Origin of the sequence: Pseudomonas sp. Leaf15, from assembly GCF_001421425.1 — a bacterium.
Taxonomy (GTDB): Bacteria; Pseudomonadota; Gammaproteobacteria; order Pseudomonadales; family Pseudomonadaceae; genus Aquipseudomonas; species Aquipseudomonas salomonii.
The window spans coordinates 367,796-393,753 of sequence record NZ_LMKI01000012.1; the positions used below are offsets into that span (position 1 = coordinate 367,796).

24 protein-coding genes, 5 tRNA genes and 1 pseudogene are annotated in these 25,958 nt (G+C 58.7%); 10 read left to right on the forward strand and 20 right to left on the reverse strand.

The annotated features are described in order from the left end of the window. Positions 1-88: 88 nt before the first annotated feature. From ASE80_RS31815 to ASE80_RS12010, 5 genes and pseudogenes are all read right to left on the reverse strand, one after another. Positions 89-802: a methyl-accepting chemotaxis protein gene (locus ASE80_RS31815; RefSeq protein WP_371920494.1), complete on the reverse strand. Its 714-nt coding sequence runs from the start codon at positions 800-802 to the stop codon at positions 89-91. A 144-nt stretch (positions 803-946) separates the two neighbouring features. Further along, positions 947-2,086, reverse strand: a pseudogene (locus ASE80_RS31820) (HAMP domain-containing protein); the annotation flags it as partial. Between the two features lie 294 nt (positions 2,087-2,380). Beyond that, positions 2,381-3,217, reverse strand: coding sequence for a regulatory signaling modulator protein AmpE (ampE, locus tag ASE80_RS12000; RefSeq protein ID WP_056859078.1), 837 nt, complete (start codon positions 3,215-3,217; stop codon positions 2,381-2,383). Continuing rightward, positions 3,214-3,777: a 1,6-anhydro-N-acetylmuramyl-L-alanine amidase AmpD gene (gene ampD, locus ASE80_RS12005; protein WP_056859079.1), complete on the reverse strand. Its 564-nt coding sequence runs from the start codon at positions 3,775-3,777 to the stop codon at positions 3,214-3,216. Before ampD ends, ampE begins: the two co-directional genes overlap by 4 nt. A gap of 61 nt (positions 3,778-3,838) precedes the next feature. Further along, complete coding sequence (locus ASE80_RS12010; protein ID WP_056859080.1) at positions 3,839-5,995, reverse strand: DUF1631 domain-containing protein; 2,157 nt, start codon at positions 5,993-5,995, stop codon at positions 3,839-3,841. 243 nt (positions 5,996-6,238) lie between these two features. Between ASE80_RS12010 and nadC the strand changes: the two genes are divergently transcribed. Further along, a complete protein-coding gene (gene nadC, locus ASE80_RS12015) occupies positions 6,239-7,087 on the forward strand; it encodes a carboxylating nicotinate-nucleotide diphosphorylase (RefSeq protein WP_056859081.1) in 849 nt (282 codons plus the stop codon). 54 nt (positions 7,088-7,141) lie between these two features. Here the strand turns inward: nadC and ASE80_RS12020 are convergent, their stop codons facing one another. The 3 genes from ASE80_RS12020 to ASE80_RS12030 all read right to left on the reverse strand — a co-directional run bounded on the left by ASE80_RS12020 (position 7,142) and on the right by ASE80_RS12030 (position 8,164). Continuing rightward, the gene (locus ASE80_RS12020; protein WP_056859082.1) at positions 7,142-7,447 is read right to left on the reverse strand and encodes a DUF6388 family protein; all 306 of its coding nucleotides are present in this window, start codon (positions 7,445-7,447) and stop codon (positions 7,142-7,144) included. 166 nt (positions 7,448-7,613) lie between these two features. Continuing rightward, positions 7,614-7,686: transfer RNA gene (locus ASE80_RS12025), tRNA-Thr, on the reverse strand. 64 nt (positions 7,687-7,750) lie between these two features. Then, positions 7,751-8,164: a pilin gene (locus tag ASE80_RS12030; protein ID WP_056859083.1), complete on the reverse strand. Its 414-nt coding sequence runs from the start codon at positions 8,162-8,164 to the stop codon at positions 7,751-7,753. A gap of 202 nt (positions 8,165-8,366) precedes the next feature. Between ASE80_RS12030 and ASE80_RS12035 the strand changes: the two genes are divergently transcribed. Genes ASE80_RS12035 through yacG form a run of 4 tightly spaced genes read left to right on the forward strand, consistent with a single transcriptional unit; the run spans position 8,367 to position 11,255 of the window. After that, positions 8,367-9,575 (forward strand): type II secretion system F family protein, encoded by a 1,209-nt coding sequence (locus tag ASE80_RS12035; RefSeq protein ID WP_056859084.1) that lies wholly within the window; start codon positions 8,367-8,369, stop codon positions 9,573-9,575. After that, positions 9,572-10,438: a prepilin peptidase gene (locus tag ASE80_RS12040; protein WP_056859085.1), complete on the forward strand. Its 867-nt coding sequence runs from the start codon at positions 9,572-9,574 to the stop codon at positions 10,436-10,438. The genes ASE80_RS12035 and ASE80_RS12040 overlap by 4 nt, the downstream gene beginning before the upstream one ends. Beyond that, positions 10,435-11,058 (forward strand): dephospho-CoA kinase, encoded by a 624-nt coding sequence (coaE, locus tag ASE80_RS12045; protein WP_056859086.1) that lies wholly within the window; start codon positions 10,435-10,437, stop codon positions 11,056-11,058. The genes ASE80_RS12040 and coaE overlap by 4 nt, the downstream gene beginning before the upstream one ends. Further along, positions 11,055-11,255, forward strand: coding sequence for a DNA gyrase inhibitor YacG (gene yacG, locus ASE80_RS12050; RefSeq protein ID WP_017134507.1), 201 nt, complete (start codon positions 11,055-11,057; stop codon positions 11,253-11,255). The genes coaE and yacG overlap by 4 nt, the downstream gene beginning before the upstream one ends. On the opposite strand, the gene ASE80_RS12055 is transcribed toward yacG, so the two are convergent. Both ASE80_RS12055 and ASE80_RS12060 read right to left on the reverse strand, forming a co-directional pair. Continuing rightward, positions 11,252-11,467, reverse strand: coding sequence for a hypothetical protein (locus ASE80_RS12055; RefSeq protein ID WP_003171680.1), 216 nt, complete (start codon positions 11,465-11,467; stop codon positions 11,252-11,254). The genes yacG and ASE80_RS12055 overlap by 4 nt on opposite strands. Positions 11,468-11,541: 74 nt before the next feature. Further along, entirely contained in the window at positions 11,542-12,231 is a 690-nt protein-coding gene (locus ASE80_RS12060) for an energy-coupling factor ABC transporter permease (RefSeq protein WP_056859087.1), read from the reverse strand. A gap of 295 nt (positions 12,232-12,526) precedes the next feature. On the opposite strand from ASE80_RS12060, the gene ASE80_RS12065 reads away from it, so the two are divergent. Further along, the gene (locus tag ASE80_RS12065) at positions 12,527-13,546 is read left to right on the forward strand and encodes a fatty acid desaturase family protein (RefSeq protein WP_133257301.1); all 1,020 of its coding nucleotides are present in this window, start codon (positions 12,527-12,529) and stop codon (positions 13,544-13,546) included. Between the two features lie 12 nt (positions 13,547-13,558). On the opposite strand, the gene ASE80_RS12070 is transcribed toward ASE80_RS12065, so the two are convergent. The 3 genes from ASE80_RS12070 to ASE80_RS12080 form a co-directional block, all read right to left on the reverse strand. Then, the gene (locus ASE80_RS12070) at positions 13,559-14,449 is read right to left on the reverse strand and encodes a DMT family transporter (RefSeq protein ID WP_056859089.1); all 891 of its coding nucleotides are present in this window, start codon (positions 14,447-14,449) and stop codon (positions 13,559-13,561) included. A gap of 16 nt (positions 14,450-14,465) precedes the next feature. Continuing rightward, positions 14,466-15,578, reverse strand: coding sequence for an ornithine cyclodeaminase family protein (locus ASE80_RS12075; RefSeq protein WP_056859090.1), 1,113 nt, complete (start codon positions 15,576-15,578; stop codon positions 14,466-14,468). A gap of 362 nt (positions 15,579-15,940) precedes the next feature. After that, positions 15,941-16,855 (reverse strand): LysR substrate-binding domain-containing protein, encoded by a 915-nt coding sequence (locus tag ASE80_RS12080; RefSeq protein ID WP_056859091.1) that lies wholly within the window; start codon positions 16,853-16,855, stop codon positions 15,941-15,943. 309 nt (positions 16,856-17,164) lie between these two features. On the opposite strand from ASE80_RS12080, the gene ASE80_RS12085 reads away from it, so the two are divergent. From ASE80_RS12085 to ASE80_RS12095, 3 genes are all read left to right on the forward strand, one after another. Continuing rightward, the gene (locus tag ASE80_RS12085; RefSeq protein ID WP_053254334.1) at positions 17,165-17,794 is read left to right on the forward strand and encodes a DUF1780 domain-containing protein; all 630 of its coding nucleotides are present in this window, start codon (positions 17,165-17,167) and stop codon (positions 17,792-17,794) included. A gap of 89 nt (positions 17,795-17,883) precedes the next feature. Continuing rightward, positions 17,884-18,057 (forward strand): DUF3094 family protein, encoded by a 174-nt coding sequence (locus tag ASE80_RS12090; RefSeq protein WP_056859092.1) that lies wholly within the window; start codon positions 17,884-17,886, stop codon positions 18,055-18,057. A 60-nt stretch (positions 18,058-18,117) separates the two neighbouring features. Beyond that, positions 18,118-19,416, forward strand: coding sequence for an NAD(P)/FAD-dependent oxidoreductase (locus tag ASE80_RS12095; protein ID WP_056859093.1), 1,299 nt, complete (start codon positions 18,118-18,120; stop codon positions 19,414-19,416). A gap of 177 nt (positions 19,417-19,593) precedes the next feature. Here the strand turns inward: ASE80_RS12095 and ASE80_RS12100 are convergent. The 7 genes from ASE80_RS12100 to rluD all read right to left on the reverse strand — a co-directional run bounded on the left by ASE80_RS12100 (position 19,594) and on the right by rluD (position 24,710). Further along, positions 19,594-19,670, reverse strand: a tRNA-Pro gene (locus tag ASE80_RS12100). 94 nt (positions 19,671-19,764) lie between these two features. Further along, positions 19,765-19,840 (reverse strand) — tRNA-Lys (locus ASE80_RS12105). A gap of 5 nt (positions 19,841-19,845) precedes the next feature. Further along, positions 19,846-19,922: transfer RNA gene (locus tag ASE80_RS12110), tRNA-Pro, on the reverse strand. A 10-nt stretch (positions 19,923-19,932) separates the two neighbouring features. After that, a tRNA-Asn gene (locus ASE80_RS12115) sits at positions 19,933-20,008 on the reverse strand. A gap of 303 nt (positions 20,009-20,311) precedes the next feature. Next, positions 20,312-22,876, reverse strand: coding sequence for an ATP-dependent chaperone ClpB (gene clpB, locus ASE80_RS12120; RefSeq protein ID WP_056859094.1), 2,565 nt, complete (start codon positions 22,874-22,876; stop codon positions 20,312-20,314). A 149-nt stretch (positions 22,877-23,025) separates the two neighbouring features. Further along, positions 23,026-23,751, reverse strand: a complete 726-nt coding sequence (gene pgeF, locus ASE80_RS12125; protein ID WP_056859095.1) for a peptidoglycan editing factor PgeF — start codon at positions 23,749-23,751, stop codon at positions 23,026-23,028. Next, complete coding sequence (gene rluD / locus ASE80_RS12130) at positions 23,748-24,710, reverse strand: 23S rRNA pseudouridine(1911/1915/1917) synthase RluD (RefSeq protein WP_056859096.1); 963 nt, start codon at positions 24,708-24,710, stop codon at positions 23,748-23,750. The genes pgeF and rluD overlap by 4 nt, the downstream gene beginning before the upstream one ends. Positions 24,711-24,859: 149 nt before the next feature. Here rluD and ASE80_RS12135 point away from each other — a divergent pair, with 149 nt between their 5' ends. Next, the gene (locus ASE80_RS12135; RefSeq protein ID WP_017137597.1) at positions 24,860-25,885 is read left to right on the forward strand and encodes an outer membrane protein assembly factor BamD; all 1,026 of its coding nucleotides are present in this window, start codon (positions 24,860-24,862) and stop codon (positions 25,883-25,885) included. Positions 25,886-25,958: the final 73 nt, after the last annotated feature.

Below are 25,958 nucleotides of genomic sequence, written 5' to 3' on the forward strand. Positions count from 1 at the left end.
TTCTCACCCAATCACGGCCTCAAAACAGGCACAGCGAAAAATCAGGACAGGCACCACAAACTATCGAGTCTATTCCTACGCGCAGGTCTTACACGCGAAACGCCCCGATCAAGTGCTTCAACTCAATGACCTGCAATGACAGCTGCCGGCTGGCGGCCTCGGTCTGCTGCGCGCCCTGGGCCGCATGTTCGCCGGCTCGATTGATTTCGACGATGTTCTGGTCGATATCGTGCGCGACGGCGGTTTGCTGCTCGACGGCGGCGGCGATCTGCTGGTTCTGGTCGACGATCATGCCCACTGCGCCAAGGATATTTTCCAGGGCCTGCTGGACCTTTTCCGACTGAGCCACGGTGCCGTTTGCCATGGTATGGCTGGTGCCCATGGCCTTCACCGCCGCACCGACACCGCTGTGCAAACGGCTGATCATCTGTTCGATTTCTTCAGTGGAATGCTGGGTGCGTCGGGCCAGGGTGCGCACCTCATCGGCCACCACCGCAAAACCACGCCCTTGCTCACCGGCACGCGCCGCCTCGATCGCCGCATTGAGCGCCAGCAGGTTGGTTTGCTCGGCGATGCTTTTGATCACTTCCAATACGCTGCTGATGGACTGACTGTCGGTGGCCAACTGGTTGATCACCCGCACCGACTCATCAATCTCCGAGGCCAGGCGCGCAATGCTGCCTTGCTGGGATTGCACCAGGCCACGGCCGGTGACGGTTTCGTCGTTGACGCTTAGGGCGCTGTTGACCGCCGTCGCCGCGCTGCGTGCCACTTCCTGGGCGGTGGAAGACATCTGGTTCATCGCCGTCGCCACCTGTTCAATCTGGCTGCGCTGGCCGGACACCGCCTGATTGCTTTGCGAAGACACGGCCTGCACCTGGCCGGCTTGCAGCTCGACCTGGCTGACGGTGTGCCCCACGCGTTCGATCAAGTCGTGGATCTTGGCCACAGTGCCGTTGAACACTTGGCCCAGGTCGCCCAGTTCATCGCGACTGTGGGCCTCAAACGTGACGGTCATGTCGCCGGCCGCCACTTTGTCCATCATCGCGCCCAGGCGGCGCAAGGTGGTGCGCGTGGAGGCATAGAAGCCTGCATACAAATAGAAGATCAGCAGGAACACCGCCACCAGGGCGCACACCAGCACCACCATGTGCGTACGGTTTTGCGCCAGGCGCTGCTGCAGTTGCTGCTCAAGGAACGTCAGGGTGGCGTCATTGAGCTGGTAGGTCTGGGCCATCAGTCGGCTGACATCGTCGTAGAACCCCTGCCACGGCGCGTCGAGGGTTTGCGCCATGACCACCTGCTCTTCAAACAACTCGCTGCCTTGCTTGAGGCTGGCACTGCTGGCCTGGGCCTGGCTGTCGAGCGCCGTGTGCGCGGCGGTACTGGCGCCCAGTGCATCCTGCAGCTTCAAGGCGTATTCAGCCTGGAGTTTTTCCAACTGTTGCAACAGTTCGTCAAAGCGCGTGCTGGACGACGAATTGAGAAAGCCCTGGCCGAGGGAGTACGCGCCCATGGCCCGCCCCTCGCCGAGGGTTTGGGTGACTTGCGCGGTGACGCTGGTGAGCAGCTCGCTGAGCTGGCGCAAATCACTCTGGGGGTCACGGCTCAAGCCGGACTGGCTGGCAATGATCTGGCTGAGCATCTGCGCCTTGTTGAGTAATTTGCCGATCAGCGCGCTTTTGCTCAGCAGCGAGGTTTCCTGCTGCTGGGCCTTGAAGGCGGCGATTAACTCGTCGCGTTTGCCCTCGAAGGCGCTGGCTTGCTCGGGGTCGGCGGTCATGGCGTTGAGACTTTGCAGACGGCTCAGCACGCCCTGCTCCAGGGCACTGATCTTGCCTTCAAGATCGCCGGCCTTGCCTGATTGCCCCAGCACCGCGTTGATCTGCACCTGATTGTTCAGGGTTTCCAGGTCACGCCGCAACGCCAGGCTGCTGCCGAGCAAATCGAGGCTTTGCAGTTCGATGCGGGTGCCCTGGAATTGCGACCAGGAGTCGCGCACCAGAAAATAATTGGTCGCCAGCATCGGCAGCAGGAACAGCACGCTGATCAGGCTGAACTTCATGCCGAAACTCAGGCGGTTCATCAGGGCGACAGCGGGATAGAGCAAGCGCTTCACGGGTGAGCTCCCTTTCTTATTTTTATTGAGGCGCAGGGCGGCGGCAGATAGCCACTATTTGGCGCTCTGACTGTATAGCTCAATTTGAAAGGGAGTTTTGTAACGTAAGGTTAACGGCTTGAAAAATCACCACAGACCGGGTGTGGGAGCTGGCCTGTGTGGGAGCCGGGCTTGCCCGCGATACAGGCACCGCGGCTTTTCAGTCATGCCGAGGTGATGCTATCGCAGGCAAGCCAGCTCCCACATTTTGACCGTACGGAGCTAAGGCAACACCGTCCAAATCGCAAACCCCGCATACCACAACACAGCGGCCCGCAGCAGCAGTTCCCACAACCGATCCAAACTGTTGATGCCATCGGCCCCCACCACCGGCGGTGGAATTTCAGCCGCCACCAGCCCGACCTTTTCCATCAGTTGCGCGGCGCTGATGTCCCAGTTCAACAGCTCATGCAGCATCACCCGGCTGACCGCGACAAAATTACCCACCAGGGCAAAGCTGGCGGCCAGCAGACGCACCGGCAGCCAATCAAATGCATGACGCAATTGCCCGGCGCGCTCGGCGACCAACGGGTTCTGGCTGTTCTCACTGGCCAATGCCAACAAGCGATAAGCCAGGGCCGCGACCGGGCCGAGCAGGAAATACCAGAAAATCACCGCAAAAAAGCTTTGGTAAGCCTGCCACAGCAAATGGCCTTGAACCCGCTCCAGCAGTTGCTCGCCACTGTCGGCGGCCACCTTCAGGTCGCGCTCGGCCACGTGCTCGGCAGCTTGCAGGTCACCGCGCCGCCAGGCGTCGCGAAACGGCCCAAGCTCGCCCAGCAAGTCGCCGCGCCCCAGGCTGTAAATCACCACCAGCAAATGCACCGGCAACGCCAACAGACCATAAGCCACGGGCTCCAGCACCAACAGCAACAACCCCAGCAAGGCCACCGGCAACAACACCAGCAGTACCAGGATCAGCCAAGGCTGCTTGCCCATGCGCGAGCTCGTTTCCAGCTTGGCCAGTTCGCGCAGCCATCCGCCATCACGTTGCAACCGCCGACGCAGGGCCGAGAACTTCTCGATCCACACCGCCAGCACCAATACCAGGAAACTCATCGTGCGTGTCCTCCATCCTGCAGGGCGCTGCGAAAGCGCGTCCAATCAAAAGCCGGGCCCGGATCGGTCTTGCGTCCCGGTGCGATATCACTGTGGCCACAAATACGCTGCGGGGTAATGCCTGGGTAGGCCGCCAACAGCTGTCGTGTCAGGTCGAGCAGCGACACATATTGCGCATCGGTAAACGGCAGCTCGTCCGTGCCTTCCAGTTCGATCCCGAGGGAGAAGTCATTGCACACTTCACGCCCCTCGAAGCTGGAAATACCAGCATGCCAGGCACGGTCCAGGCACGACACAAATTGTGTCACCGCGCCGTCACGTTCAATCAGAAAATGCGCAGACACACGTAGGTCGACAATACCTTCAAAGTAAGGATGTTCCATGGCATCCAGACGATTCCGGAAAAACTCATGCACCTTGCCAGTGGCAAACTGCCCAGGCGGCAGGCTGATGTTATGCACCACCAACAGTGAGATCTCGCCGGAGGGACGCTCGTTGAAGTTGGGCGACGGGCAATGACGGATGCCCTGGCACCAACCGCTGGTGGGGTCCAACTGCATACGGGTTCCTTGAATAAGTCGAGGTGTTACCAGTATGCCGCGTTCAGCCCTGCGGTTGCGATCACTTGCCGCGATTGAGTTGACGCAGGGTGCCAATCACCGAAGCCAGCGCACGGTCGAACAGCAGCCCCTCGTCAAGGTGGCGCAGCGTGCCCTGCTTGAGGGCCATGGCCAATTGGCCAGCACTTTTATCGAGGACTTTGAGCCCCGTGCGGCTGACAAAAATATAGCGATTGGTCGGTGCCATGATGGCCTTCAGCTTGCAACGCAGCCGGCTGCCATCGCCTTGCTGGAACTCAAACCAGTTGCCAATGCGCAACTGCTGGACCTTGAGCAACGCCGGATCATCACTGGGCAGGCTCGGGGTGAGGTCAGGCACGTGGCTACTGAGCGAGAACGGTTCACGCACCTCGATCAGTGTGTCCAGGCGCTCGCCTTCGAACGACTGCAGGTGCATGGCCTGCAAACGTACAAAAAATTCGCGGGTGCTGAAGGGGTCGAACGCTGCACTGGTCAACCCATCACGCAAGGCTTTGAGCAGGCCGGGCAGTTGCTCGAGCAAGTGCCGGCCGGCCTCGGTGTCTTTTTGCAGGCTGACGCTCCAGATCAATTCGTCCAGGGTGCGCACGGCGGCCTGCCATTGCACTGACTGCTCGCCCTGCTTGAGGCTGGCCAGCAACAGCACCTGGCTCCAGGCCTGCTGAATAAATTGCACCACGGCCTGGGGCAACACTCGGCCCACCAGTCGTCGATTGAGCACCTCGGCCACCCGCTGGCGTGCAGCGTCTGTGCGCACCCGGCCTTCTTCGGCCTCGCACGTATGCTGTTCGAGCAATTCGCTGCGCTGGCGCTCGTCTGCGGTAAAGGCGCTGAACTGCGCCAGCACCTGAGGAAAAATGCCCAGGTCTTCGACGAACTCATTCAACAGCCGCTGTACCACCTGCTCGGTGCGCAGGTACAGGCTGTCACGCTGATAGTCATCGCGCGGGCTCCATGTCATGGCCGCGCCGGCGATTTCATTGAGCAAGCGTCGCGCCGGGTGGCTGGGGCGACTGAAAAAACTCTTGTCCAGCACTGCCACTTTCAACAGCGGAATCTGCAAACGTGCGATCAAGGCCTTGAATACGTCAGGCACGCAGTGGTCAGTGAGGATGAACTCGAACAACAGCGCGACCAGGTTGATCACATCCTCATCTGCGTTTTCCACCACACGGGATTTACCGCTCTTGACGCTCACGCGGGTCAACAACTGCTCAAGCTGGTTACGCAGGTCGAAGTCGTCTTCGGCCTCGGGCTCCGGCACATATTGCTGCAGGTGGGAGAGCAGACGCAGCAAATCGCGGGTGGCGATGGGCTGGGGTTCGGCGCTGGCTTCCAGGGTGGGCGCGACGCTGCCACGCACGGCAGCGAGCAACTTCTGCAACGCAGCGAAGGCTTGCTGGCCGTTTTCATCCATGGGCGGGTCGACAATCGGGAGGTTGCCTTCAGGCTGCTGTTCACGCGCCGCACGCCCACCGGGGCGGCGCGACGGCACAGCCTTGAGCTGCGGCAAGACGCCAGTGGCGACCAACAGTTGGTTGGCCTCGGCGTACAGTTGGTCGGCGTCACTGAGCACATACTTTTCGAACAGCTTGAGCATGATCAGCTTGACGCGAATCTCCACCCCCAGGCTGCGCCCCGCACGCAGGAAGAACTCGCACAGCAGTGCCGGGCCCAGCGGGTTATCGCGCTCATCCAGGGGGTTGCCGAGCAACGCACCCAGGCGCGCGGTCAATTGCCCCAGCGCCAGGCCATCGCGATGGCGCACCCGGCCGAGCATGGCCTCCAGCGCGACGGCTTTTTCCAGCTCATCACTGGACGTACCCGGCGCCGCCTCATAGGACACCACCGGCACCAGGTGAAACTCACCGCGCTCGGCCTGGCCCAGGTCGATAAATGCGGCGAACAATTGCTCCATGAACACGCGCTCGAAATTCTTGCGCTTGAGGCGCAGGTCACGCATGGCTTCAAAGAAAATATGGTGGTCGACATTGCTGCGGGCCTTGTCGGCCATTTCAAACAAGGTGTCGTCAGCGTTATCGAACAGCTCCTGCAAACCCTGCTGCAACTGCTGTGCAGCCTTGTCGCGAACCTGCAGCAACACCACCGGCAGGCGCGCGAGCGGCGATGGCGTGGTCTGTGCCCGATTGATGGGCACCACCTTTCCGTCAATGTGCATCCTGGCCTCCTGAAACGGCGGTGTTGAGTTGGGGAAAAATCGGCTACAGGCCCCATCGGGCGGTAAACACCGGTTATCTCCAGGACGTCAAAGCTATGACGCCAATCGCAAGGCGCGAGATTATCTTGCAAATGGGGGCTGTTGCGCCAGTGAACTCTGCCAATGCGCTGTAAATGAGTGGCGAGTATGGGTTCGGCGGCGCGCTGCCCCTATAATCGAGACACTTTGTTTGTGGAGCCTGTTATGCCGAATCTCCGTCTTGCCGACCTCACCGCCGAAATCGAAGCCAACGTGCGCCGCGCACTGCTGGAAGACATCGGCAGCGGCGACATCACTGCGCAACTGATCCCGGCCGAACGGCTGGCCAAGGCCACCATCATTACCCGCGATGCGGCCGTTATCGCCGGCACGGCCTGGGTGGACGCGGTGTTCCGTCAGCTCGACCCACGGGTTGCAGTGCACTGGCAGGTGGCCGACGGTGAGCGTGTGAGCCCCAATCAAGTGCTGTTCCACCTCGAAGGCCCGGCACGCTCACTGCTGAGCGGCGAAAGGTGTGCACTGAATTTTCTGCAGATGTTGTCAGGCGTCGCCACGCGCGCGCAGTACTTGGCGGACTTTGTCGCCAGCACCCAGGTCAAGTTGCTGGACACCCGCAAAACCCTGCCGGGCCTGCGCCTGGCGCAGAAGTACGCCGTGACCTGCGGCGGTTGCCACAACCATCGCATCGGGTTGTATGACGCGTTCCTGATCAAGGAAAACCATATCGCCGCCTGTGGTGGGATTGCCGAGGCGATTACCGCCGCCCACAAGATCGCGCCGGGCAAGCCGGTGGAAATCGAAGTGGAAAGCCTGGAGGAGCTGCGTGAAGCACTGGCGGCGGGCGCCGATATCATCATGCTCGACGAATTGAGCCTGGATGACATGCGTGAGGCCGTGCGCCTGAATGCCGGCAAGGCCAAGCTGGAAGCCAGCGGCGGGATCAATGAAACCACCTTGCTGCCTATCGCGCAGACCGGGGTGGATTACATTTCCATCGGTGCGATGACCAAGGATGTGAAGGCGGTGGATTTGTCGATGCGACTGAGCCTCTGAGCAAGCAACGTCCGAGCAAAAGGAGCGAGGTTGCTCGCTCCTTCAATTTCGCGCTCAGATCGCGAGATTATTCATCCCGCAATACTCGTTCCAGTCGACGCCCAGTACCTCGGCGGCCTCCTTGTGCAAGGCCAGGCGCGCCGCTTCGAACTCTTGCGGCGTCGAGGTGTACTTGAGGGTCAGTTCCCATGGCTGCAGGCCCTGGGCCTCGGCCTCATCCTCGAAGGCCCACTGGATCTGGTCCTTTTGATCATCGGCGCTCAGGTCCTTGATCTCGTCGAGCAGTTCCGGGGATTCCGCGACGTATTTTTTGAGGGCTGCTTCGTGCCGCTGTTCCTGGGTCATTTTTTGTGTGGTCATGTTGTTCTCTTAGATCATGGAATGGGGATGCATCTGGGTCATCAAGGTTGCGCAGATACAAAAGAGTGGGCACGAATGCCGCCTCGTCTGGCCTTCAGAACCATTCTGGGATCATCTGAAAACGTTGCCTTTGAAACAGTGTCGCCGTTGAAACAGTGTTGCCTTGTGCCCGAGACAGGAGTCGAACCTGCGACCTTCGCGTTACGAGTGCGCTGCTCTACCAACTGAGCTACACGGGCGGTGGGCTAAAGCTAGCACCGCATTGGGCAGGCGGCAACAAACTCGCTGACCGCCCGGCAGGCATTACGCCCCGTCGGCGCCGCAACCCTTGGCGGCGTACTGCGCCTCGACCGTGGTGGCACAGGCCCAACCCTGGGTGGCGCTGCGCGTCAAGGTAATGGTCTTGCCCAGTACCGGCGCCGGCGCGTCGAGGATTTCGCAGGTGATGGAACCGGCGCCCGTGGCCACTTCACCGGCTAGGGTAATCGCGCAATTGGCAGTCGGGCTGGTGCCACCGATCAGGTCCAGCTTCGGAACGGTGCCCTGGTTAAGGGTGTCTTCAAAACCCGCCTTCAACGCCGCAATTTCAGCCAGCCCCGCCGTGAACTTGGCCTTGGCCTGGTGCTTGGTGTACATGGGCAGACCGATGGTGGCCAAAATGCCGATGATTGCCACGACGATCAACAACTCGATCAAGGTAAAGCCTTTCTGACGCATCACATTCACTCTCCAGAATAAAAACCTTATCAAGGCGCGTCCTGCGCCCCGCAGTGTGCAGCGGCGCCAGTGTACTCATCCGTGAGCGCCCAATTGTGGGTAAGACGCACATTCTGACATTTTATCGTGCGCCAACGAGCGGTCCGAATCCGTCACCTGACTAAGCTATAAATCTACGACGACCTGTGTGCGGACCTGTGCCATGAATGACGCTTCAACGATCTACGCCTGGGAAGGCACCAACCGCAAAGGCCGCCGGGTGTCCGGGCAAGCCACCGGGCATAACCTGGCACTGATCAAGGCACAGCTGCGCCAGCAGGGGATTTACCCCGGACGCGTGCGCAAAAAGGCTTCGCACCGGCCATATTTTGCCGCGCCGATAAAACCCGCCGACATCGCGCTGTTCACGCGCCAATTGGCGACCCTGTTAAAGGCCGGCATTGCGCTGTTGCAGGCGTTCGACATCATCTGCGAAGGCTTCGAAAACCGGCAGATGCGCACCCTGATAAAAGCCTTGAAACAGGAGATAGCCGCCGGTAATAGCCTGGCAGCAGCGCTGCGCAAACAGCCGCGTCACTTTGATGACTTGTATTGCAACCTGATTGCCGCAGGCGAACAGGCAGGCGCCCTGGAAACATTGCTCGAACGGGTGGCGATTCACCTGGAAAAAAGCCAGCAGCTCAAGGCGCGAATCAAAAAAGCCATGACCTACCCTATCGCCGTGATCGTCGTCGCCTGCCTGGTCAGTGCAGTGTTGCTTATCCACGTGGTGCCGCAGTTCCAGAACCTCTTCGCCGGGGTAAACGGCCAACTGCCAGGCTTCACCTTGCTGGTGATTGCGCTGTCCAACTTCCTGCAGCACGCCTGGTGGATGCTTGCCTTGGGGCTGGGAATGGCAATAGCCGCGCTGCGCCATGCCTATCGGGCTTACCCGCGGTGTCGGGACGGGCTGGATGCCGCTTTGTTGAACGCGCCCCTGGCGGGCACACTGCTGAGGCGCTCAGCCATCGCCCGCTACGCCCGCACACTTTCAACCACCTTTGCCGCGGGCGTGCCATTGGTGCAGGCTCTGGACTCCGTGGCAGGCGCGACAGGCAATGGAGTGTTCACAAAGGCGATCGAACATATGCGGCACGATGTATCCACAGGTGTGCCGTTGAACCAATCCATGGCCCACAGCGGGCTGTTCCCCGGCATGGCCATCCAGATGACGGCCATCGGTGAAGAGTCGGGCACCCTGGACCTCATGCTGGAAAAAGTCGCCAACCACTATGAAGCCGATGTGGAGAACCTGGTCGATAACCTCACCAGCCTGATGGAGCCGCTGATCATGGTGGTGCTGGGGGGCATTGTCGGCGCATTGGTGATTGCCATGTACCTGCCGGTGTTCCAGTTGGGGTCGGCGTTTTGAGCCTGCTGCTGAGTGAACACCCCTGGGTCTTTGTCGGGATGGCGTGGGTACTCGGCCTGATCGTTGGCAGCTTTCTCAACGTGCTGGTGTGGCGCCTGCCGAAGATGCTCGTGCGCGAATGGCGCGCCCAGGCCCAGGAAATACTCGGTCTGCCAGCCGACCCTGTCGGCCCGGCCTACAACCTGATGCATCCCAACTCGCGCTGCCCGCATTGCAGCCAGCCGATTCGCCCCTGGGAAAATATCCCGGTACTCAGCTACCTGATGCTCAAAGGCCGTTGCGCCCGCTGCCGCGAATCGATCAGCGCCCTCTACCCCTTTACCGAACTGGCCTGTGCGCTGCTCTCGGCCATAGTCGCCTGGCATTTTGGCTTCGGCTGGCAAGCTGGCGCAGTGATGCTACTGAGTTGGGGGCTGCTGGCCATGAGCCTGATCGACGTCGATCATCAACTGCTGCCGGATGTACTGGTGTTGCCACTGCTGTGGCTGGGGCTGATCCTCAACAGCGGCGGCTTGCTGGCGACGCTGCCCGATGCGCTGTGGGGCGCAGTCATAGGCTACATAAGCCTGTGGACGGTGTTCTGGGTGTTCAAAGTGATCACCGGCAAGGACGGCATGGGTTATGGCGACTTCAAGCTACTGGCCCTGCTCGGCGCCTGGGGCGGATGGCAGATCCTGCCGATGACGCTGCTGATAGCGTCGCTGCTGGGCGTGTTCGCGGGTCTTGTCCTGATGCGTTTGCGCAAGTCCCCGGCATCGTTGCCGATGCCATTTGGCCCGTGCCTGGCAATTGCCGGCTGGATTGCATTGCTCTGGGGTGGTCAAATAACCGACTTCTATTTGCAGTCTGTCGGTTTCAGATGACCACTTGTGTCGCAACACCCTGGATTCTAGGCCTCACCGGCGGCATCGGCAGCGGTAAAAGCGCGGCCGCCCAGCACTTTATCGACCTGGGCATTGACCTGGTCGATGCCGACCATGCCGCGCGCTGGGTGGTCGAGCCCGGCCGGCCGGCACTCGCACGCATTGCCGAGCATTTTGGTGCGGGCGTGTTGCAGCCGGACGGCCAGTTGGACCGCGCCGCCCTGCGCAAGCTGATCTTTGAAGTCCCCGAAGAACGTCGCTGGCTGGAAGCCCTGCTGCACCCGTTGATTGGCGAAGAAATTCGCAGCCATCTGGCGCGTGCGCAATCGCCTTACGCGATCCTGGTGTCGCCGCTGCTGATCGAGTCCGGCCAGTACAGCATGACCCAACGCATCCTGGTGATCGACGTGCCGCAATCGCTGCAGATTCAGCGTACCCTGCAGCGCGACGGCATCAGCGAACAGCAGGTGCAGGCGATCCTCAAGGCTCAGTCCAGCCGTGAAGACCGTCTGAACCATGCCGATGACGTGCTGGTCAACGACAAGGACCTCGCCTGGCTGCACAGCGAGGTCGAGCGACTGCACCACTTTTACCTTACTTTGCGTGGAGGCCGAACATGAGCCAACCCTTGACCGTCGACTGCCCAACCTGCGGCGCACCCGTGGAATGGAAACCCGACAACCTCAACCGGCCGTTCTGCTCGGACCGTTGCAAGCTTATCGACCTTGGCGCCTGGGCCGCGGAAGAACACAAGATTCCGGTGAGCCCGGATGCCGAGGACGAGCTGTTCTCTGAAGACCTGCCGCCGCGCCATTAAGGCCGCATAAAGGCGTATTCCTGCTGGTCGTCGAGGTTTTCTGCAAGGTATTGCAGCTCGTCGGCCAGGTCTTCAAAGCTGCGCACCCCCTTGCTCTGCTGCACCACCGCACTGAGCATGGCGCGCAGCGTGAGGCCTGGGTCAAAGCCGATTTCCTGTGCCGCGTCCTGGCTTCTGCGCAACTCTTGCCGCGCCCATTCGTACACACTCATAGTCTGTACCCCACCCTGCTCAGTAAAATTTCGCAGAGCATGGGCCTGCGCGGCCGTCTGGGATTTGATCTGGATCAACGCCGCGAATCGTCGTCCTTCCACGGCGCCGACAGGTAGCGCGTGCGGTTGAAGGTCTCCAGCCATTCCGGGCAGAACACCACCAGGGCACTGATGACCATGCCGTTGATAAACGCCTCGGGGAAGATGATCAGCCACAGGTAACCGACGAAGTCCTCCAGCCACTCCGGCATGGCAAAACGGCCGTCAAACCACAGCAGCCCCAACGCCGCCAACAGGCACAGCAGTGCTGACAGCGCCGCGGCGAAAAAACCGGAACAGAAGATATACACAAAGGGGTTTCGCGGTTGCGCCCGCTCAACCAGCAGCGCGCAGGTCTCGGTGACCAGCACCGGCAAGCCGATAAGCAGCAGGCCATTGACCCCGACGGTTGCAAGATCTTGACGCCCGAGCAACACCAGCCCCATCTGCGCAGCTAACCCGCCGACGATAGCCAAAGGCCAATCCAGCAGCAGCGTCACGGCAGTCATGCCGATAAAGTGGTAAGACACGCCCGTGTCGAAATCCCGCCGTACCAGCCAGAGCATAAACAGGGCAAACACGGTGCCGAAGAGCAGATGCTGGCGCCGCCGGTCGGTAAACAACTCGACCCACGGCGCTCTCAGGGTCGCCCAAATAACCAGCGGCGCATACAACAGCCAGCCGGTGCTGAGGGTTTCCGGCGCCAGCACTGCGGCACTGATCACGGCTTCAGCAGCCTGAACGTTTCGGTGCCGCTAATGGGCACGACGGTATTGATATCGAGCATGACCCAGCCTCATTCCCAGAGTCCCTATAGGGCGACAGTCTACATCGCCACACCTTCCGCCGCGCAGGGCTCCACTGCCAGCCGACTAAGCGAAAAGAGAACAGCACGTCGCGGGTAATAGCCAATAGAGAAACTAATACTGGCTATAGCATTACTGCATTGCAGTCGATGCCGCCTTCAAATAAAACCTTGGGGCTGTTTAAACTAAACCAAGGAGCAGGAAAACAAGTTTCTTGTTAGTACTGGGCGCATTGATGACAAACACAACTACTTACCCGCTGACCACCAAGCCAAATACTTCTACCGGTGACAGGGGCGCACCAAAACTGGACGCTGATCTCAAAAAACAATTGATGAAAAGGACGCCTGTACGCACAACGATAATTTATGCCAACGCCGTTTTAATCATCGCACTCGGGATGACAGCGCTGCTGCTCGACGACCGTGGGACTATTGACTTGTCGTGGTATGCAAAGGGCCTGACGGTCATCATGCTCGGACTAATCTATGCTCACTTCACCGAGCTTCAACATGAACTCTTGCATGGGCACGCCTTTAAATCTCAACGACTTAATCGCGTGTTGGGATTCTTATGCGGCTTGTTCATGCTCAATTCGTTTTCGCACTATAAGTACCATCACCTTCGCCATCATCGACACCTTGGCACGGCACTTAACAGTGAGTTTTTCAACTATCCAGAAAAAGGCATAAACAGCCCACTCAAACTATTAAGCGCCGCCCTCAACCCCGGCAGGTTTATTCGCGTGGGCGCCCTTATGATTAAGAGCCTGCTCGGAACTACGCTGAAGGACATACAAGATAACAAGGCGCACACACACGCCAGGCAGGAGTATTGCCTTTACTTTGTTATTCTTTCCGCGGCCATCGCCTTTACCCTGGTGACCGGTTCAATGTTTTTTATAGTCGCCTGGTTCATCCCGATGGTGCTTATCGCGGAGCCGGCTCACTACCTGATAGAGCTGCCAGAACATTTCGGCCTTGATGCCTACAGCGAACCGAATTTCAACAGGAACACGAGAAGCATCGAAGCGTCGTGGGTTGCACGCTGGTATACGAATGGAAACAACCTGCACACTGCACACCATAGCCTGGCCAGTGTGCCGATGGGCCATTGCCAAGCCTTGCATGATTGCTCCCGCGCGCACATGGAAGTCATCGAACAGGACTACTGGACCTTCTATCGAAAGGTTATGTCGGGTGAGCTCAAGCCGTTCAATCGAAAAAGTGAGTGATGCCTGCCCACGTCATTTCCGAAATCCGAAGACATAAATCATTCCAGCGCTGGCCAGTATCACGCCAGCCACCTCAATCGGGCTGGGGACCTCCGACAGCACGAGGATACCCAGCACACTGGCAATGCAAGGCACCAGGCCACCAAAGATCGAACCACGCGTTGCGCCCAGGATCGTTACCGCCTTCGTATAAAACAACAAACCCAGAATGGCGGCAAACACGCCCTGAAACAGCGATTGAAATACGATTTCGGACAGGGGAGCGGCCAGAATACCCGGCGTTCCCCAGACGAAATACAGCGGCAGATAAAGCAGCATGGAAACCACGGATACCAGCGCCGTAGCCTGGAAGGCGTCTACATCCCATGCGCGCGAGGCAAGGGTATAGACCCCCCACAATGCGCCAGCACCAATGAACAACAGGTCTCCCAGCCAGACTTGCCCACCGCTGTCCGTCAGGCTTCGCCACCCCGAAAGGGTGGCCCCTGCCAACACCACTAAAACGCCAATCAGCACTGCCTTTTGCGGCCGGTCACGCAGCAAGAACCATCCCCCAACCGTGGAAACCGCAATCATCGCACTGGGGATAAGCACACCGGCATGCCCCGCCGGGGCATAGGCCAACCCGATGATGCCCAACAGTACGTGGGGAATGCCCTGGCCCAGTGTAAGGACCAGGGTTTTTGGCAAGCCCAGCGTTCCCGTGCCTTTTTTTAAAACGAACGGAAGCAAGATCAACCCCGCCACCATGAAGCGCAACGCCGCGATGTCATACGGCGACAGGGTTTTTTGTACGCCGAAACGCGAAAGCACAGGCCATGCGCCCCATATAAGCGCAGAGAGAAGCCCGAAGAACACGGCAACGGAAAGTGCTTTTCTGTCGATTAAAGGTACGCTGGTCATGGCCTGTCCTTTTCACTCATGCTGACTTTATGGGGCGGTCTTGAACGGTGTTTTCAACAACATGAAGGCGATGCGTGAAGTTGGAGAACAGATAAGGGTTCATCGGGTCATCACACCCCGCCTCAATCAGGATGCGCTGCCCCAGCCCCAGTTTCTCTGCCTGCTCAATCAAGACTTCGGTCATGATCTGATCGGCCAGTGAAACACCGGTGCTGTCGAAAATAGTCAGCTTGCTCTGATATTCAATATAGTCCTGCGGCGCTTTGACGATTTTGTGCAGCTCAGGGCCAATACAACCGTGCTCGTCTTCACTTAATTGCTGGCATTCACCCTCGTTCAACGCTTGTTCCAGATAATCCGGAACCAGGAACGAACTTTTGAGTAACTGCGTTGATAATTCATATTTACGTGGCGTATCAGCGCCCACCGCATTGATATGCACGTGGGGTTTCATCCCACCGGCGTGAAGCACCGGGCCTGCATCAAGACCAATGGAGGTCGCTACGCAAATGATGTCGGACTCGGCCAGCACCCTCTCCTTGGAAGCAATGGTTGGCGTAATGCCCAAGGCGGCGACTCGCTTGGCGAACGTTCTTTCCACCGCGGGATCGATGTCGTGGACCAACACCGTGTCAAAGTCAAAGATGCGACTGAGGGCATGGGCCTGGGTGACGGCCATTGCACCGGCGCCAATCAGCCCAAGGGTTTTGCTGCCAGGATGAGCCAGCAATTTCGACGCGACCGCCGAAGACGCGCCAGTGCGTACCGCGGTTGCAAATACACCATCGACCACCGCAATAAGGTGGCCATCCCTGACGTCGTAGAGGGAGTTAGTGGCCATGACCGTCGGCATACCCCGATTGAACGGATTGCCAGGATGGTAGCCAACGACTTTGAGTGCGACGTTCTTATCGCGTCGGTAAGCCGGCATGAACTCAATCAGCCCCATTTCCGGCGTTTCATAGACAAAGCCGGTGCGGGGCTGGATTTCAACCTCACCGTTACCGAACACAGCCAAAGCTTCACGCAACTTTACGATCGTTTCATCCATTAAAGTGTCGAGACCGACTGCTGCAGCAATTTCACCGATGTTTTCCTCAGAGAGGATAATGGTTGCTCGTTGTGCCACGGTGTCACTCCTATACTTGCGCTGGGTGATTGAAGTCAGGTTTATGTAGGCGCCGCGTATTGCCCATGGGAGCTACGCGGTAGTTGCGCTGCGTACGAGAGACTGCCGAAAACGCCATAAACAGCGTGACACCTCGCGCCGAAACTAAAAAGTCCAGTTCAGGCATCGCGCAATTACTTGAAACGATTAGGAGGGTAAGTCGTTGACTTATCGTATCTTCCTGATATGCCACAGGCCTATCTTAAAAATACGAGACTCCTGGGACAGAGTCGATGGAGTATTTCTTCAGCGGGTATTAGTTTTTCTAAACCCTTCAGCCTGACAGCGCCGACATGAAAAGCGTCGGCGCGCCTGAATTAACGTTATACGCTGCTTAACGAACAGGCCAGTGAATCAACTAACCAGTCTTCGAATTTCTGCAACGCCTGTGTCTTCTGAGAGTATTCAGGCTTGAAAAAAGTGTAGCAGTTGTCACCTGAAAAACTCGAACCCAAGACCTTTTCCAACTGGCCACTGCGCAGTTCATGATCGACCAGAATTGACTCTATCAATGCCAAGCCCTGACCATGAATAGCAGCAGTCAACGCCATATGCCCTTCAGTAAAAACAACACTTGCCTTGCTCGGGCTGAGGGGTAAACCCAGCTCACTGAATACGCCCTGCCAGCTTTTATGCAGTTTTCTGTGACTCTCGGTTTTCGACTCATAACTGATCAACTTATGCCCGCAAAGGTCGGCACTCGCATTGATCGCAGGGGCATTTCGAATATAGGCGGGGCTGGCAACTATGATGATATCCGAACACCCCAGCACTTTACTATTTAACGGCAGATCGGCGCCTTTGCCGAAGCGAATTGAAGCGTCAATGCCATCATTTCGAAAACTTCTTACCTCACAGGACGCATCAATAATGATATTGAGGTCCGTGTGCGTTTCGTAAAACTTATTCAGGTTGGGAATAAGCCACTTTACTGCGAACGAAGGCGGCGCAGAGATCGACAACGTGGTTCTTTGGGTGCCGATGATTTCCTCGGCAACAGCGGCCAGTTCGCCCAATGCTTTCTGGGCTACGCCCGCCAGGCGCTGACCGGCTTTGGTGAGCGTCAGCCCCTTGGCGTCTCTGATGAACAGCGGGCAGTTCACATAGTTTTCCAGGTTCTTGATTTGCTGGCTGGTTGCCCCTTGTGTCACGCATAACTCGGCGGCGGCCTTAGTTACACTCAGGTGCCTGGAGACGGCTTCGAACGCTTTTACAGCATTGAGGGGCGGTGTTTTCATGGCTCGCTTCTTTATCTATCCATAGAAAAATTCACTGCCTGGACTCTACTCCATGCAACTTATATTTCCTAGGCATGCTCCCGTGCACTTATGTGCACGCCCAGCGCACCCGGCGAGCCTATAACCAGCGTAGACTTTCTAATAACTTTTAAATATTTATCGGGTAACTTTTCGCACCATTAAAGCGCACTGAAGCCCCGTAAGGGTGCTTATGCAACTCATCAAGTTGCAACTACCGGGCAAGCCCTCCACCCGGCGCAACCACAGCAGGACTTCCTACGGTCATCGTTTGAACGCTAAGCTAGCCCTATGGATGACTCAGATTATTTGCGCCTGCTTACCGTAGCAGCCGAACAAGCCAACGCGTTCCTGTCCAATGCCCGCAAATGGGAGCGTGAGCGTTGGGTCTGCCAGCGCCTGCTGCAAGGCCTCAACGTGCCCTACCGTGCCGAAGAATTTCACCCCGCCGGGCAAGAGCCTCCGGACGTGTTGTTTCGCGACGCCAGTTTCGAAGTGTTTTTCGTGCTGGATGAAGGTCGGCGCCTGAACGACGAATGGCGCGATGAGTTGCTGCGCAGGCGCAGTGCGTTTTCCTTGAGCCAGTTGGTGCGGCGCGAAGCCAAGCCACGGCGTATCCCCGCGCACGAGTTCCTGTTGCGCCTGGCGCCGACGTTGCGCAAAAAAGCGCATAACTACAAAGAACGCGGCATGGACCTGGGCGAGCTGGACCTGATTGCCTTCACCAGCCTCAAACGTGAAGTACTGGACCTCAACAGCCATTTCCCACCGCCTACCGAATACCTGCGCCAGGGCTGGCGCTCGCTGTCGCTGGTAGGCCCGACCTTTGCGCGCGTGCTGTTTGCCCACCCGGACGCCCCGGACTTCTTGCGCAACAACCTGGGGCGCAGCATAGTATTCGACGTGGGCATCAGCCTGTGACACGGGTACAGGCTACGCTTGTGGCGAGACCGCCAACCTCCTGACTGTAACGTGGCGCCCTTTTGCAACGTCTACCTGACGAGGCCTTTATGACCAGCCGCCTGAAACCCGATGACCAACAGCATGTCGAAGAGTACCTGCAACTCTCCCAAAACCGAGTCGAGCGCAAGCCTTTCAGGCCGTGGCTGCTCTTGGGTGTGGTGCTGCTGGTGGTGATCGGGCTCGGTCTGCTGAGCCGCCTTTTGAGTTACCTGACGCTATGAGCTGCGTGGCGCTCGCGAGGGTAACTGCTCCGATTTCTTTTAGCCTTGCGAGATACCCCTATGACCCATCGTATTATTATCGTCGGCGGCGGCGCCGGCGGCCTGGAGTTGGCTACCCGCCTGGGTAAGACTCTGGGCAAGCGCGGCACCGCCAGCATCACGCTGGTGGACGCCAACCTCACCCATATCTGGAAACCGCTGCTGCACGAAGTGGCCGCCGGTTCGCTGAACTCTTCGGAAGACGAGCTCAATTATGTCGCCCAGGCTAAATGGAACCACTTCGAGTTCCAACTGGGGCGCATGAGCGGGCTTGACCGCGAACAGAAAAAAATCCAACTGGCCGCTACCCTCGATGAAGAAGGCCGTGAGCTGGTGCCCGCACGCGTACTGAGTTATGACAGCCTGGTGATCGCGGTCGGCAGCACCACCAACGACTTCGGCACCGAGGGCGCGGCGCAGCACTGCCTGTTCCTCGACACCCGCAAACAGGCCGAGCGCTTCCATCAACAATTACTCAACCACTATCTGCGCGCCCATGCGGGCCAGACCGACGTGGAAGAGAACATCAGCGTCGCCATCGTCGGCGCGGGTGCGACGGGCGTCGAGTTGGCCGCCGAGCTGCATAACGCCGCCCATGAACTGGCCGCCTATGGCCTGGACCGCATCAAACCGGAAAACATGCACATCACCCTGATCGAAGCCGGCCCACGGGTATTGCCCGCGCTGCCGGAGCGGATCGGCGGGCCTGTGCACAAAACCCTGGAGAAGCTTGGGGTGACGGTGCTGACCAACTCGGCGGTCAGCGAAGTGACGGCGGATGCCTTGATCACCAGCAGTGGCCAGGTCATTCCAGCGAGCCTGAAGGTGTGGGCTGCGGGTATCCGCGCACCAGCCTTCCTCAAGGACATTGACGGGCTGGAAACCAACCGCATCAATCAACTGCAGGTGTTGCCGACACTGCAAACCACTCGCGACGAAAATATCTTCGCCTTTGGCGACTGCGCCGCCTGCCCGCAACCAGGCACCGACCGCAATGTGCCGCCACGCGCCCAGGCCGCTCACCAGCAGGCTTCACTGTTGGCCAAGTCGCTGAAACTGCGGATCGAAGGCAAGGACCTGCCGAGCTACAAGTACACCGACTACGGTTCGCTGATTTCGCTGTCGCGTTTTTCGGCAGTGGGTAACTTGATGGGCAACCTGACAGGCAGCGTGATGCTCGAAGGCTGGCTGGCGCGGATGTTCTATGTGTCGCTGTACCGCATGCACCAGATGGCGCTGTACGGGTTCTTTCGCACGGCGATGCTGATGCTGGGCAGCAAGATTGGGCGCGGGACTGAGCCGCGGCTCAAGCTCCATTAACAGCACAAACTAATGTGGGAGCGGGCTTGCCCGCGATGGCGATCGATCAGCACAAGATGCACAGGCTGATACACCGCTATCGCAGGCAAGCCAGCTCCCACATTTGTTTTGTGGTGAGCCCAAGATATGCGCGCGCAAAAAAAATCCCCGTATCTTTCGATACGAGGATTTTTAATATGGTCGGGGTAAGGGGATTCGAACTCCTGACATCCTGCTCCCAAAGCAGGCGCGCTACCGGACTGCGCTATACCCCGGTAAAAAAAAGGCGACCTTTCAGTCGCCTTCTTCGATCAGTGCTTTTGGCCTCTGATCTTAAGATTCGATTCCAGCGTTAACTGGTTTCAAAAATGGTGGGTCGTGTGGGATTCGAACCTACGACCAATTGGTTAAAAGCCAACTGCTCTACCAACTGAGCTAACGACCCAAAAATGGTCGGGGTAAGGGGATTCGAACTCCTGACATCCTGCTCCCAAAGCAGGCGCGCTACCGGACTGCGCTATACCCCGGTTTTGAAATTGGCTCCGTGACCAGGACTCGAACCTGGGACCCAATGATTAACAGTCATTTGCTCTACCGACTGAGCTATCACGGAACTACATATTTCAAATTTACAACTTCTAATGCTTTACAACCTTCTCATCGGCTTGTCCGTATCGCTACGTTCACGTCTCTGAGGCGCGCTATTCTACAATCTTAAAAACCCCTGTCAACCCTTTAAATTGCTTTTAAGACAATGATTTGCGCTTGTTTCTGATTTCTTCTTGGGGAGAAGAAACCCGTGGGCTGACGTTGCTGCGGGGCGCACTTTACAAGCCTTTGCCTTACAGTTCAACGCCCTATCGAAAAAAAAGGCCCCGCAATGCAGGGCCTCCTCTTATCGCCATACAGGCCGGGCTTAGTGGAAGACGATTTCGTCGTTTTCCACCGTGGCCGCCACGCTGGTCCCCGGCATGAAGCTGCCCGACAGGATCAACTGCGCCAACGGGTTCTCGATCCAGCGCTGAATCGCACGTTTCAGAGGCCGTGCGCCATACACCGGGTCGTAGCCCACCGCGATCAGCTTGTCCAACGCCTCGCTGCTCAGCTCCAGGTCAAGCTCGCGCTCGGCCAGGCGGCTACGCAGGCGGCCCAGCTGGATCTCGGTAATACCCGCGATCTGATCCCGCGCCAGCGGCTCGAAGATCACCACTTCATCGACCCGGTTGATAAATTCCGGGCGGAAGTGCGAGGTCAGCGCATCCATCACGGCAGCGCGCTGGGCCTCACGATCACCGACCAGCTCCTGGATCTGCGCCGAGCCGAGGTTGGAGGTCATCACGATCACCGTATTGCGGAAGTCCACCGTACGCCCGTGGCTGTCCGTCAATCGGCCATCTTCCAGCACCTGCAGCAAGATGTTGAACACATCCGGGTGGGCTTTCTCGACCTCATCCAGCAGGATCACCGAGTAAGGCTTGCGACGCACGGCTTCGGTCAGGTAACCGCCTTCTTCATAGCCCACATAGCCTGGTGGGGCACCGATCAAGCGCGCCACCGAATGTTTCTCCATGAATTCGGACATATCGATGCGCACCATGGCCTCTTCAGTATCAAAGAGGAACTCGGCCAGCGCCTTGCACAGCTCGGTCTTACCCACGCCGGTTGGGCCGAGGAACATGAACGAGCCGCTCGGGCGATTAGGGTCGGACAAACCCGCCCGCGAACGCCTTACCGCGTTGGAGACCGCCACCACGGCCTCTTCCTGGCCAATCACACGCTGGTGCAGCAGGCTTTCCATCTTCAGCAGCTTGTCGCGCTCGCCTTCAAGCATTTTCGACACAGGAATGCCGGTCCACTTGGAGACGACTTCGGCAATTTCCTCCTCGGTCACCTTGCTGCGCAGCAGCTGGTTCTCGGGCTTGCCGTGCTGGTCGACCATTTGCAGGCTGCGCTCCAGGTCCGGGATCACCCCGTACTGCAACTCGGCCATGCGGTTAAGGTCGCCTTTACGACGTGCCGCTTCCAGCTCCTGGCGGGACTGCTCGATCTTTTGCTGGATCTGCGCAGAACCCTGCACTTCGGCTTTTTCCGAGGTCCAGATTTCTTCGAGGTCCGAATACTCGCGCTCCAGGCGCAGGATTTCTTCCTGAAGTTTTTCCAGGCGTTTCTTCGCGGCTTCGTCCTCTTCTTTCTTAAGCGCCTGGGATTCAACTTTCAGTTGAATCAGACGCCGATCCAGACGGTCGAGCACTTCCGGCTTGGAGTCGATCTCCATGCGAATGCGGCTGGCCGCTTCGTCGATCAGGTCGATGGCCTTGTCCGGCAACTGACGGTCGGTGATATAGCGATGGCTAAGTTTGGCCGCCGCAATGATCGCGCCGTCGGTAATCGCCACCTTGTGGTGCACCTCATACCGCTCTTTGAGGCCACGCAGGATGGCGATGGTGTCTTCTTCGCTGGGTTCTTCCACCAATACTTTCTGGAAGCGCCGCTCAAGAGCCGCATCCTTTTCAATGTACTGGCGGTATTCGTTGAGCGTGGTCGCACCCACACAATGCAACTCACCGCGCGCCAACGCCGGCTTGAGCATGTTGCCGGCATCCATCGAGCCTTCGCCTTTGCCGGCGCCGACCATGGTGTGCAGTTCGTCGATAAACAGAATGATCTGCCCTTCCTGCTTCGACAGTTCATTAAGCAGGGACTTCAGGCGCTCTTCGAACTCGCCACGGAACTTGGCACCGGCGATCAGCGAACCCATGTCCAGGGACAACAGGCGCTTGCCTTTGAGGCCGTCCGGCACTTCACCATTGATGATGCGCTGAGCCAGGCCCTCGGCAATCGCGGTCTTACCCACGCCAGGTTCACCGATCAATACCGGGTTGTTCTTGGTGCGACGTTGCAGCACCTGGATGGTGCGACGAATTTCGTCGTCACGGCCAATCACCGGGTCCAGCTTGCCTTCTTCGGCGCGCTTGGTCAGGTCGACGGTGTATTTGTCCAGGGCCTGGCGCGACTCCTCATGGTTGGGGTCATTCACCGCCTCGCCGCCACGCAGGTTATTAATGGCGTTTTCCAGGGCTTTTTTGCTCACGCCCTGGCCCAGCAACAATTTGCCAAGCTTGCTGTTGTCGTCCATCGCGGCGAGCAGCACCAGTTCGCTGGAGATGAACTGGTCACCTTTCTGCTGGGCCAGACGATCGGCCTGGTTAAGCAGGCGCGCCAAATCCTGCGACATATTCACGTCGCCGGTCGGGTTTTGGATTTTCGGCAGTTGGTCGAGCTCTTTGCTCAACTCTTTGCGCAGGCTGTTGACGTCAAAGCCCACCTGCATCAACAAGGGCTTGATAGAACCACCTTGCTGTTCCAGAAGCGCCTGCATCAAGTGCGCAGGCTCAATCGCCGGGTGGTCGAGGCCGACCGCCAGGGATTGGGAGTCCGAGAGTGCCAACTGCAATTTGCTGGTTAAACGATCAATACGCATTAGTCACCTTCCTTTTGAGCAGGCCGGAGCTAGAAATACACATCCTGAATGAAGAAACCTGCCAGATACCCTTATAGATGGGGTGGATTCTGCAAGATTCAAGCAGCTGATCGTTGATGTGGATCAGCATTGATCCAAGTCAGGAGAGTCTAGCGCTCAAGCCAGATAAGGGAGGCGAACCGACCGGTGCGCGGGCTGCGCCGGTAGGAAAAGAAGCGTGGGTCGGTGACGGTGCATAAACCGCCACCATATACAGCAGTGACACCGCGCGCGGCCAGGCGCAGGCGCGCCAGCTGGTAGATATCAGCCATGTACTTGCCGGGGTTATGGCTGGGTACAAAGGCCTCGGCCGTGGCTGGCAGTTGCTGCATGAAGACTTCACGCACTTCGGGGCCGACCTCGAAGGCTTGCGGGCCAATGGCCGGGCCCAGCCAGACGAGTACGTCGTCGGGTTCGGCATTCAAGCTTTCAAAGGCTGCTTCCAATACACCGGCCGCCAGCCCGCGCCAACCGGCATGGGCAGCCGCCACGCGGGTACCGGCGCGGTTGCAGAACAACGCGGGCAGGCAATCGGCGGTCATTGAGGTGCAGGCGACGCCGGGAGCGCTGGTCCAACTGGCATCGGCTTCAGCGATACGCGAAGGGTCAGCCTCCACCACTGTTATCCCATGAACCTGGCGTAACCAGGCAGGCTGGATAGAGAAAGCATCGGTAAGGCGGCGGCGATTCTCAAGGACAGCCTCGAGACTGTCCTCAACATGATCACCCAGATTAAGGCTGTCGAACGGCGCCAGACTGACGCCGCCCGCACGGGTGGTGACGCAAGCTTTGACTCCCGACGGCGCGGGCCAGTCAGGAATCAGCCAGTCATTCACCCGACAAACGCCTCGCGATCCTGCTTGAGCAACGACAACAGCCAGACCAGATCGTCCGGCAGAGGCGATTCCCAGCTCATCCGCTTACCGCTCGTCGGATGATCCAGTTCCAGGAAACGTGCATGCAGTGCCTGGCGCGGGAAGGTTTTCAGCGATTCAACCATGGTTTGGCTGGCCGCTGGCGGAATACGGAAGCGACCACCGTAGGCAGGATCTCCGACCAACGGGAAGTTGATGTGCGCCATATGCACGCGAATCTGGTGCGTGCGGCCGGTTTCCAGCTTCACCCGCACATGCGTGTGGGAGCGAAAACGTTCGAGCACACGGTAGTGGCTGACGGCCGGCTTGCCGCCTTCCATCACCGCCATACGCTGGCGCTGCTGGCCGTGGCGGCCGATCGGGGCGTTGATCTTGCCACCCGCCACCACCACGCCGATCACGATGCATTCGTAGATCCGGCTGACACTGCGGGCCTGCAATTGTGTGACCAACTGCGTCTGCGCCTGAATGGTCTTTGCCACCACCATCAAGCCGGTGGTGTCCTTGTCCAGGCGGTGCACGATGCCGCAGCGCGGCACGTTGATGATGTCCGGCACGTGGTGCAACAAGGCATTAAGCAAAGTGCCATCAGCGTGCCCGACCGCCGGGTGAACCACCAGGCCTGCAGGTTTGTTGATGACCAGGATGTCATCGTCTTCATAGACGATATCCAGCTCGATGTCTTGGGCGACCCATTCTCCCTGGGCTTCCTGCTCGGCAGTCAGCTCAAGAATCGCACCGCCATGGACTATGTCTCGCGGGCGGATAACCGCTCCATCCACAGTCAGGCGGCCGTCTTTGATCCAGGCGGAAAGGCGCGAGCGCGAGTGCTCAGCGAATAATTGTGCGGCGACTTGATCGAGGCGTTGGCCGCCCAATTCGGACGGCACCTCTGCGCGAAGTTCAATTTTATCGGACATGCTCAGACTAGGCGTGGCACAGCCTTTGGTTTCGGCTGCGCGCTTGTGGTTAAATACGGCGTCTTTTGCCCCGAGGCTTTCAACGGGGCGCTCATCATAACAGGACGGCCCCGCCCAAGACAGCGGCCGTCATAGGGACGCAAGCCGCCATGCAAGTGAAACACCTGCTGCTGATCGCCATCCTCGCCATGACTGCTGCTTGCTCGTCAACAAAGGAAGTCGTCGACGAAAACCTGAGCGAAGTCGAGCTGTATCAATTAGCTCAAAAAGACTTGGACAATAATAGCTACACCAGCGCCACAGCCAAGCTGAAGGCCCTGGAGTCGCGCTATCCGTTCGGGCGCTACGCCGACCAGGCACAGCTTGAGCTGATCTACGCCAACTACAAGAACGCGGAGCCGGAAGCTGCCAAGTCCGCCGCCGAGCGTTTTATCCGGCTGCACCCGCAGCACCCGAACGTGGACTACGCCTACTACATGAAGGGCCTGACCTCGTTCGACCAGGACGTTGGCCTGCTGGCGCGCTTCCTGCCGCTGGACATGACCAAGCGTGACCCTGGTGCTGCCCGCGACTCCTTCAACGAGTTCGCCCAGCTCACCAGCCGCTACCCCAACAGCCGCTACTCGCCGGACGCCAAGCAGCGCATGATCTACCTGCGCAACCTGCTGGCGTCCTACGAGATTCACGTGGCCGACTACTACCTGACCCGTCAGGCGTATGTAGCTGCCGCCAACCGTGGCCGTTATGTAGTTGAGAACTTCCAGGAAACCCCATCCGTGGGTGATGGCCTGGCGGTGATGACCCAGGCTTACCAGGCATTGCACCTGGATGCATTGGCAACCACCAGCCTGGAAACCCTGAAGCTCAACTACCCGGATTCCCCAAGTCTGAAAGACGGCCAGTTCGTGCCTCGGGTAGCTGAAGCAGACAACCGTTCCTGGTTGAGCAAATACACCCTGGGCCTGATCAGTTCCCGTCCACCGCTGCCGCCGGGCGAAACCCGCGCCAACCAGGACGTGATGAAGCAGTTCCAGGACGCCAAGGAAGCCATTCCTTCGGAGCTCAAGCCGCATGACGCCAATGGCGACGTGATCGAAGAAGAAGCACCGCAGGCCCTGGGCAACAATGAAGACCGTTCGTGGTTCAGCTACATGACCTTCGGCGTGTTCGACTGATTGCACACAGAGTCATCAAGAAGGAGCCTCTCGAGGCTCCTTTTTTGTGGGCGCCTTGTTATTGCGCTGTGCG

Excerpts from the sequence above, each read along its gene's own strand:
- ampE (WP_056859078.1), bottom strand. The coding sequence starts at position 3,217 with ATGAGTTTCCTGGTATTGGTGCTGGCGGTGTGGATCGAGAAGTTCTCG.
- ASE80_RS12055 (WP_003171680.1), bottom strand. The coding sequence starts at position 11,467 with ATGAGTGTGTACGAATGGGCGCGGCAAGAGTTGCGCAGAAGCCAGGAC.
- clpB (WP_056859094.1), bottom strand. The coding sequence starts at position 22,876 with ATGCGTATTGATCGTTTAACCAGCAAATTGCAGTTGGCACTCTCGGAC.
- ASE80_RS12080 (WP_056859091.1), bottom strand. The coding sequence starts at position 16,855 with ATGAAAACACCGCCCCTCAATGCTGTAAAAGCGTTCGAAGCCGTCTCC.
- yacG (WP_017134507.1), top strand. The coding sequence starts at position 11,055 with ATGAGCCAACCCTTGACCGTCGACTGCCCAACCTGCGGCGCACCCGTG.
- ASE80_RS12035 (WP_056859084.1), top strand. The coding sequence starts at position 8,367 with ATGAATGACGCTTCAACGATCTACGCCTGGGAAGGCACCAACCGCAAA.
- ampD (WP_056859079.1), bottom strand. The coding sequence starts at position 3,777 with ATGCAGTTGGACCCCACCAGCGGTTGGTGCCAGGGCATCCGTCATTGC.
- ASE80_RS12090 (WP_056859092.1), top strand. The coding sequence starts at position 17,884 with ATGACCAGCCGCCTGAAACCCGATGACCAACAGCATGTCGAAGAGTAC.
- ASE80_RS12135 (WP_017137597.1), top strand. The coding sequence starts at position 24,860 with ATGCAAGTGAAACACCTGCTGCTGATCGCCATCCTCGCCATGACTGCT.
- nadC (WP_056859081.1), top strand. The coding sequence starts at position 6,239 with ATGCCGAATCTCCGTCTTGCCGACCTCACCGCCGAAATCGAAGCCAAC.
- ASE80_RS12020 (WP_056859082.1), bottom strand. The coding sequence starts at position 7,447 with ATGACCACACAAAAAATGACCCAGGAACAGCGGCACGAAGCAGCCCTC.
- ASE80_RS12070 (WP_056859089.1), bottom strand. The coding sequence starts at position 14,449 with ATGACCAGCGTACCTTTAATCGACAGAAAAGCACTTTCCGTTGCCGTG.
- ASE80_RS12010 (WP_056859080.1), bottom strand. The coding sequence starts at position 5,995 with ATGCACATTGACGGAAAGGTGGTGCCCATCAATCGGGCACAGACCACG.
- ASE80_RS12030 (WP_056859083.1), bottom strand. The coding sequence starts at position 8,164 with ATGCGTCAGAAAGGCTTTACCTTGATCGAGTTGTTGATCGTCGTGGCA.
- ASE80_RS31815 (WP_371920494.1), bottom strand. The coding sequence starts at position 802 with ATGAACCAGATGTCTTCCACCGCCCAGGAAGTGGCACGCAGCGCGGCG.
- coaE (WP_056859086.1), top strand. The coding sequence starts at position 10,435 with ATGACCACTTGTGTCGCAACACCCTGGATTCTAGGCCTCACCGGCGGC.
- ASE80_RS12095 (WP_056859093.1), top strand. The coding sequence starts at position 18,118 with ATGACCCATCGTATTATTATCGTCGGCGGCGGCGCCGGCGGCCTGGAG.
- ASE80_RS12085 (WP_053254334.1), top strand. The coding sequence starts at position 17,165 with ATGGATGACTCAGATTATTTGCGCCTGCTTACCGTAGCAGCCGAACAA.
- rluD (WP_056859096.1), bottom strand. The coding sequence starts at position 24,710 with ATGTCCGATAAAATTGAACTTCGCGCAGAGGTGCCGTCCGAATTGGGC.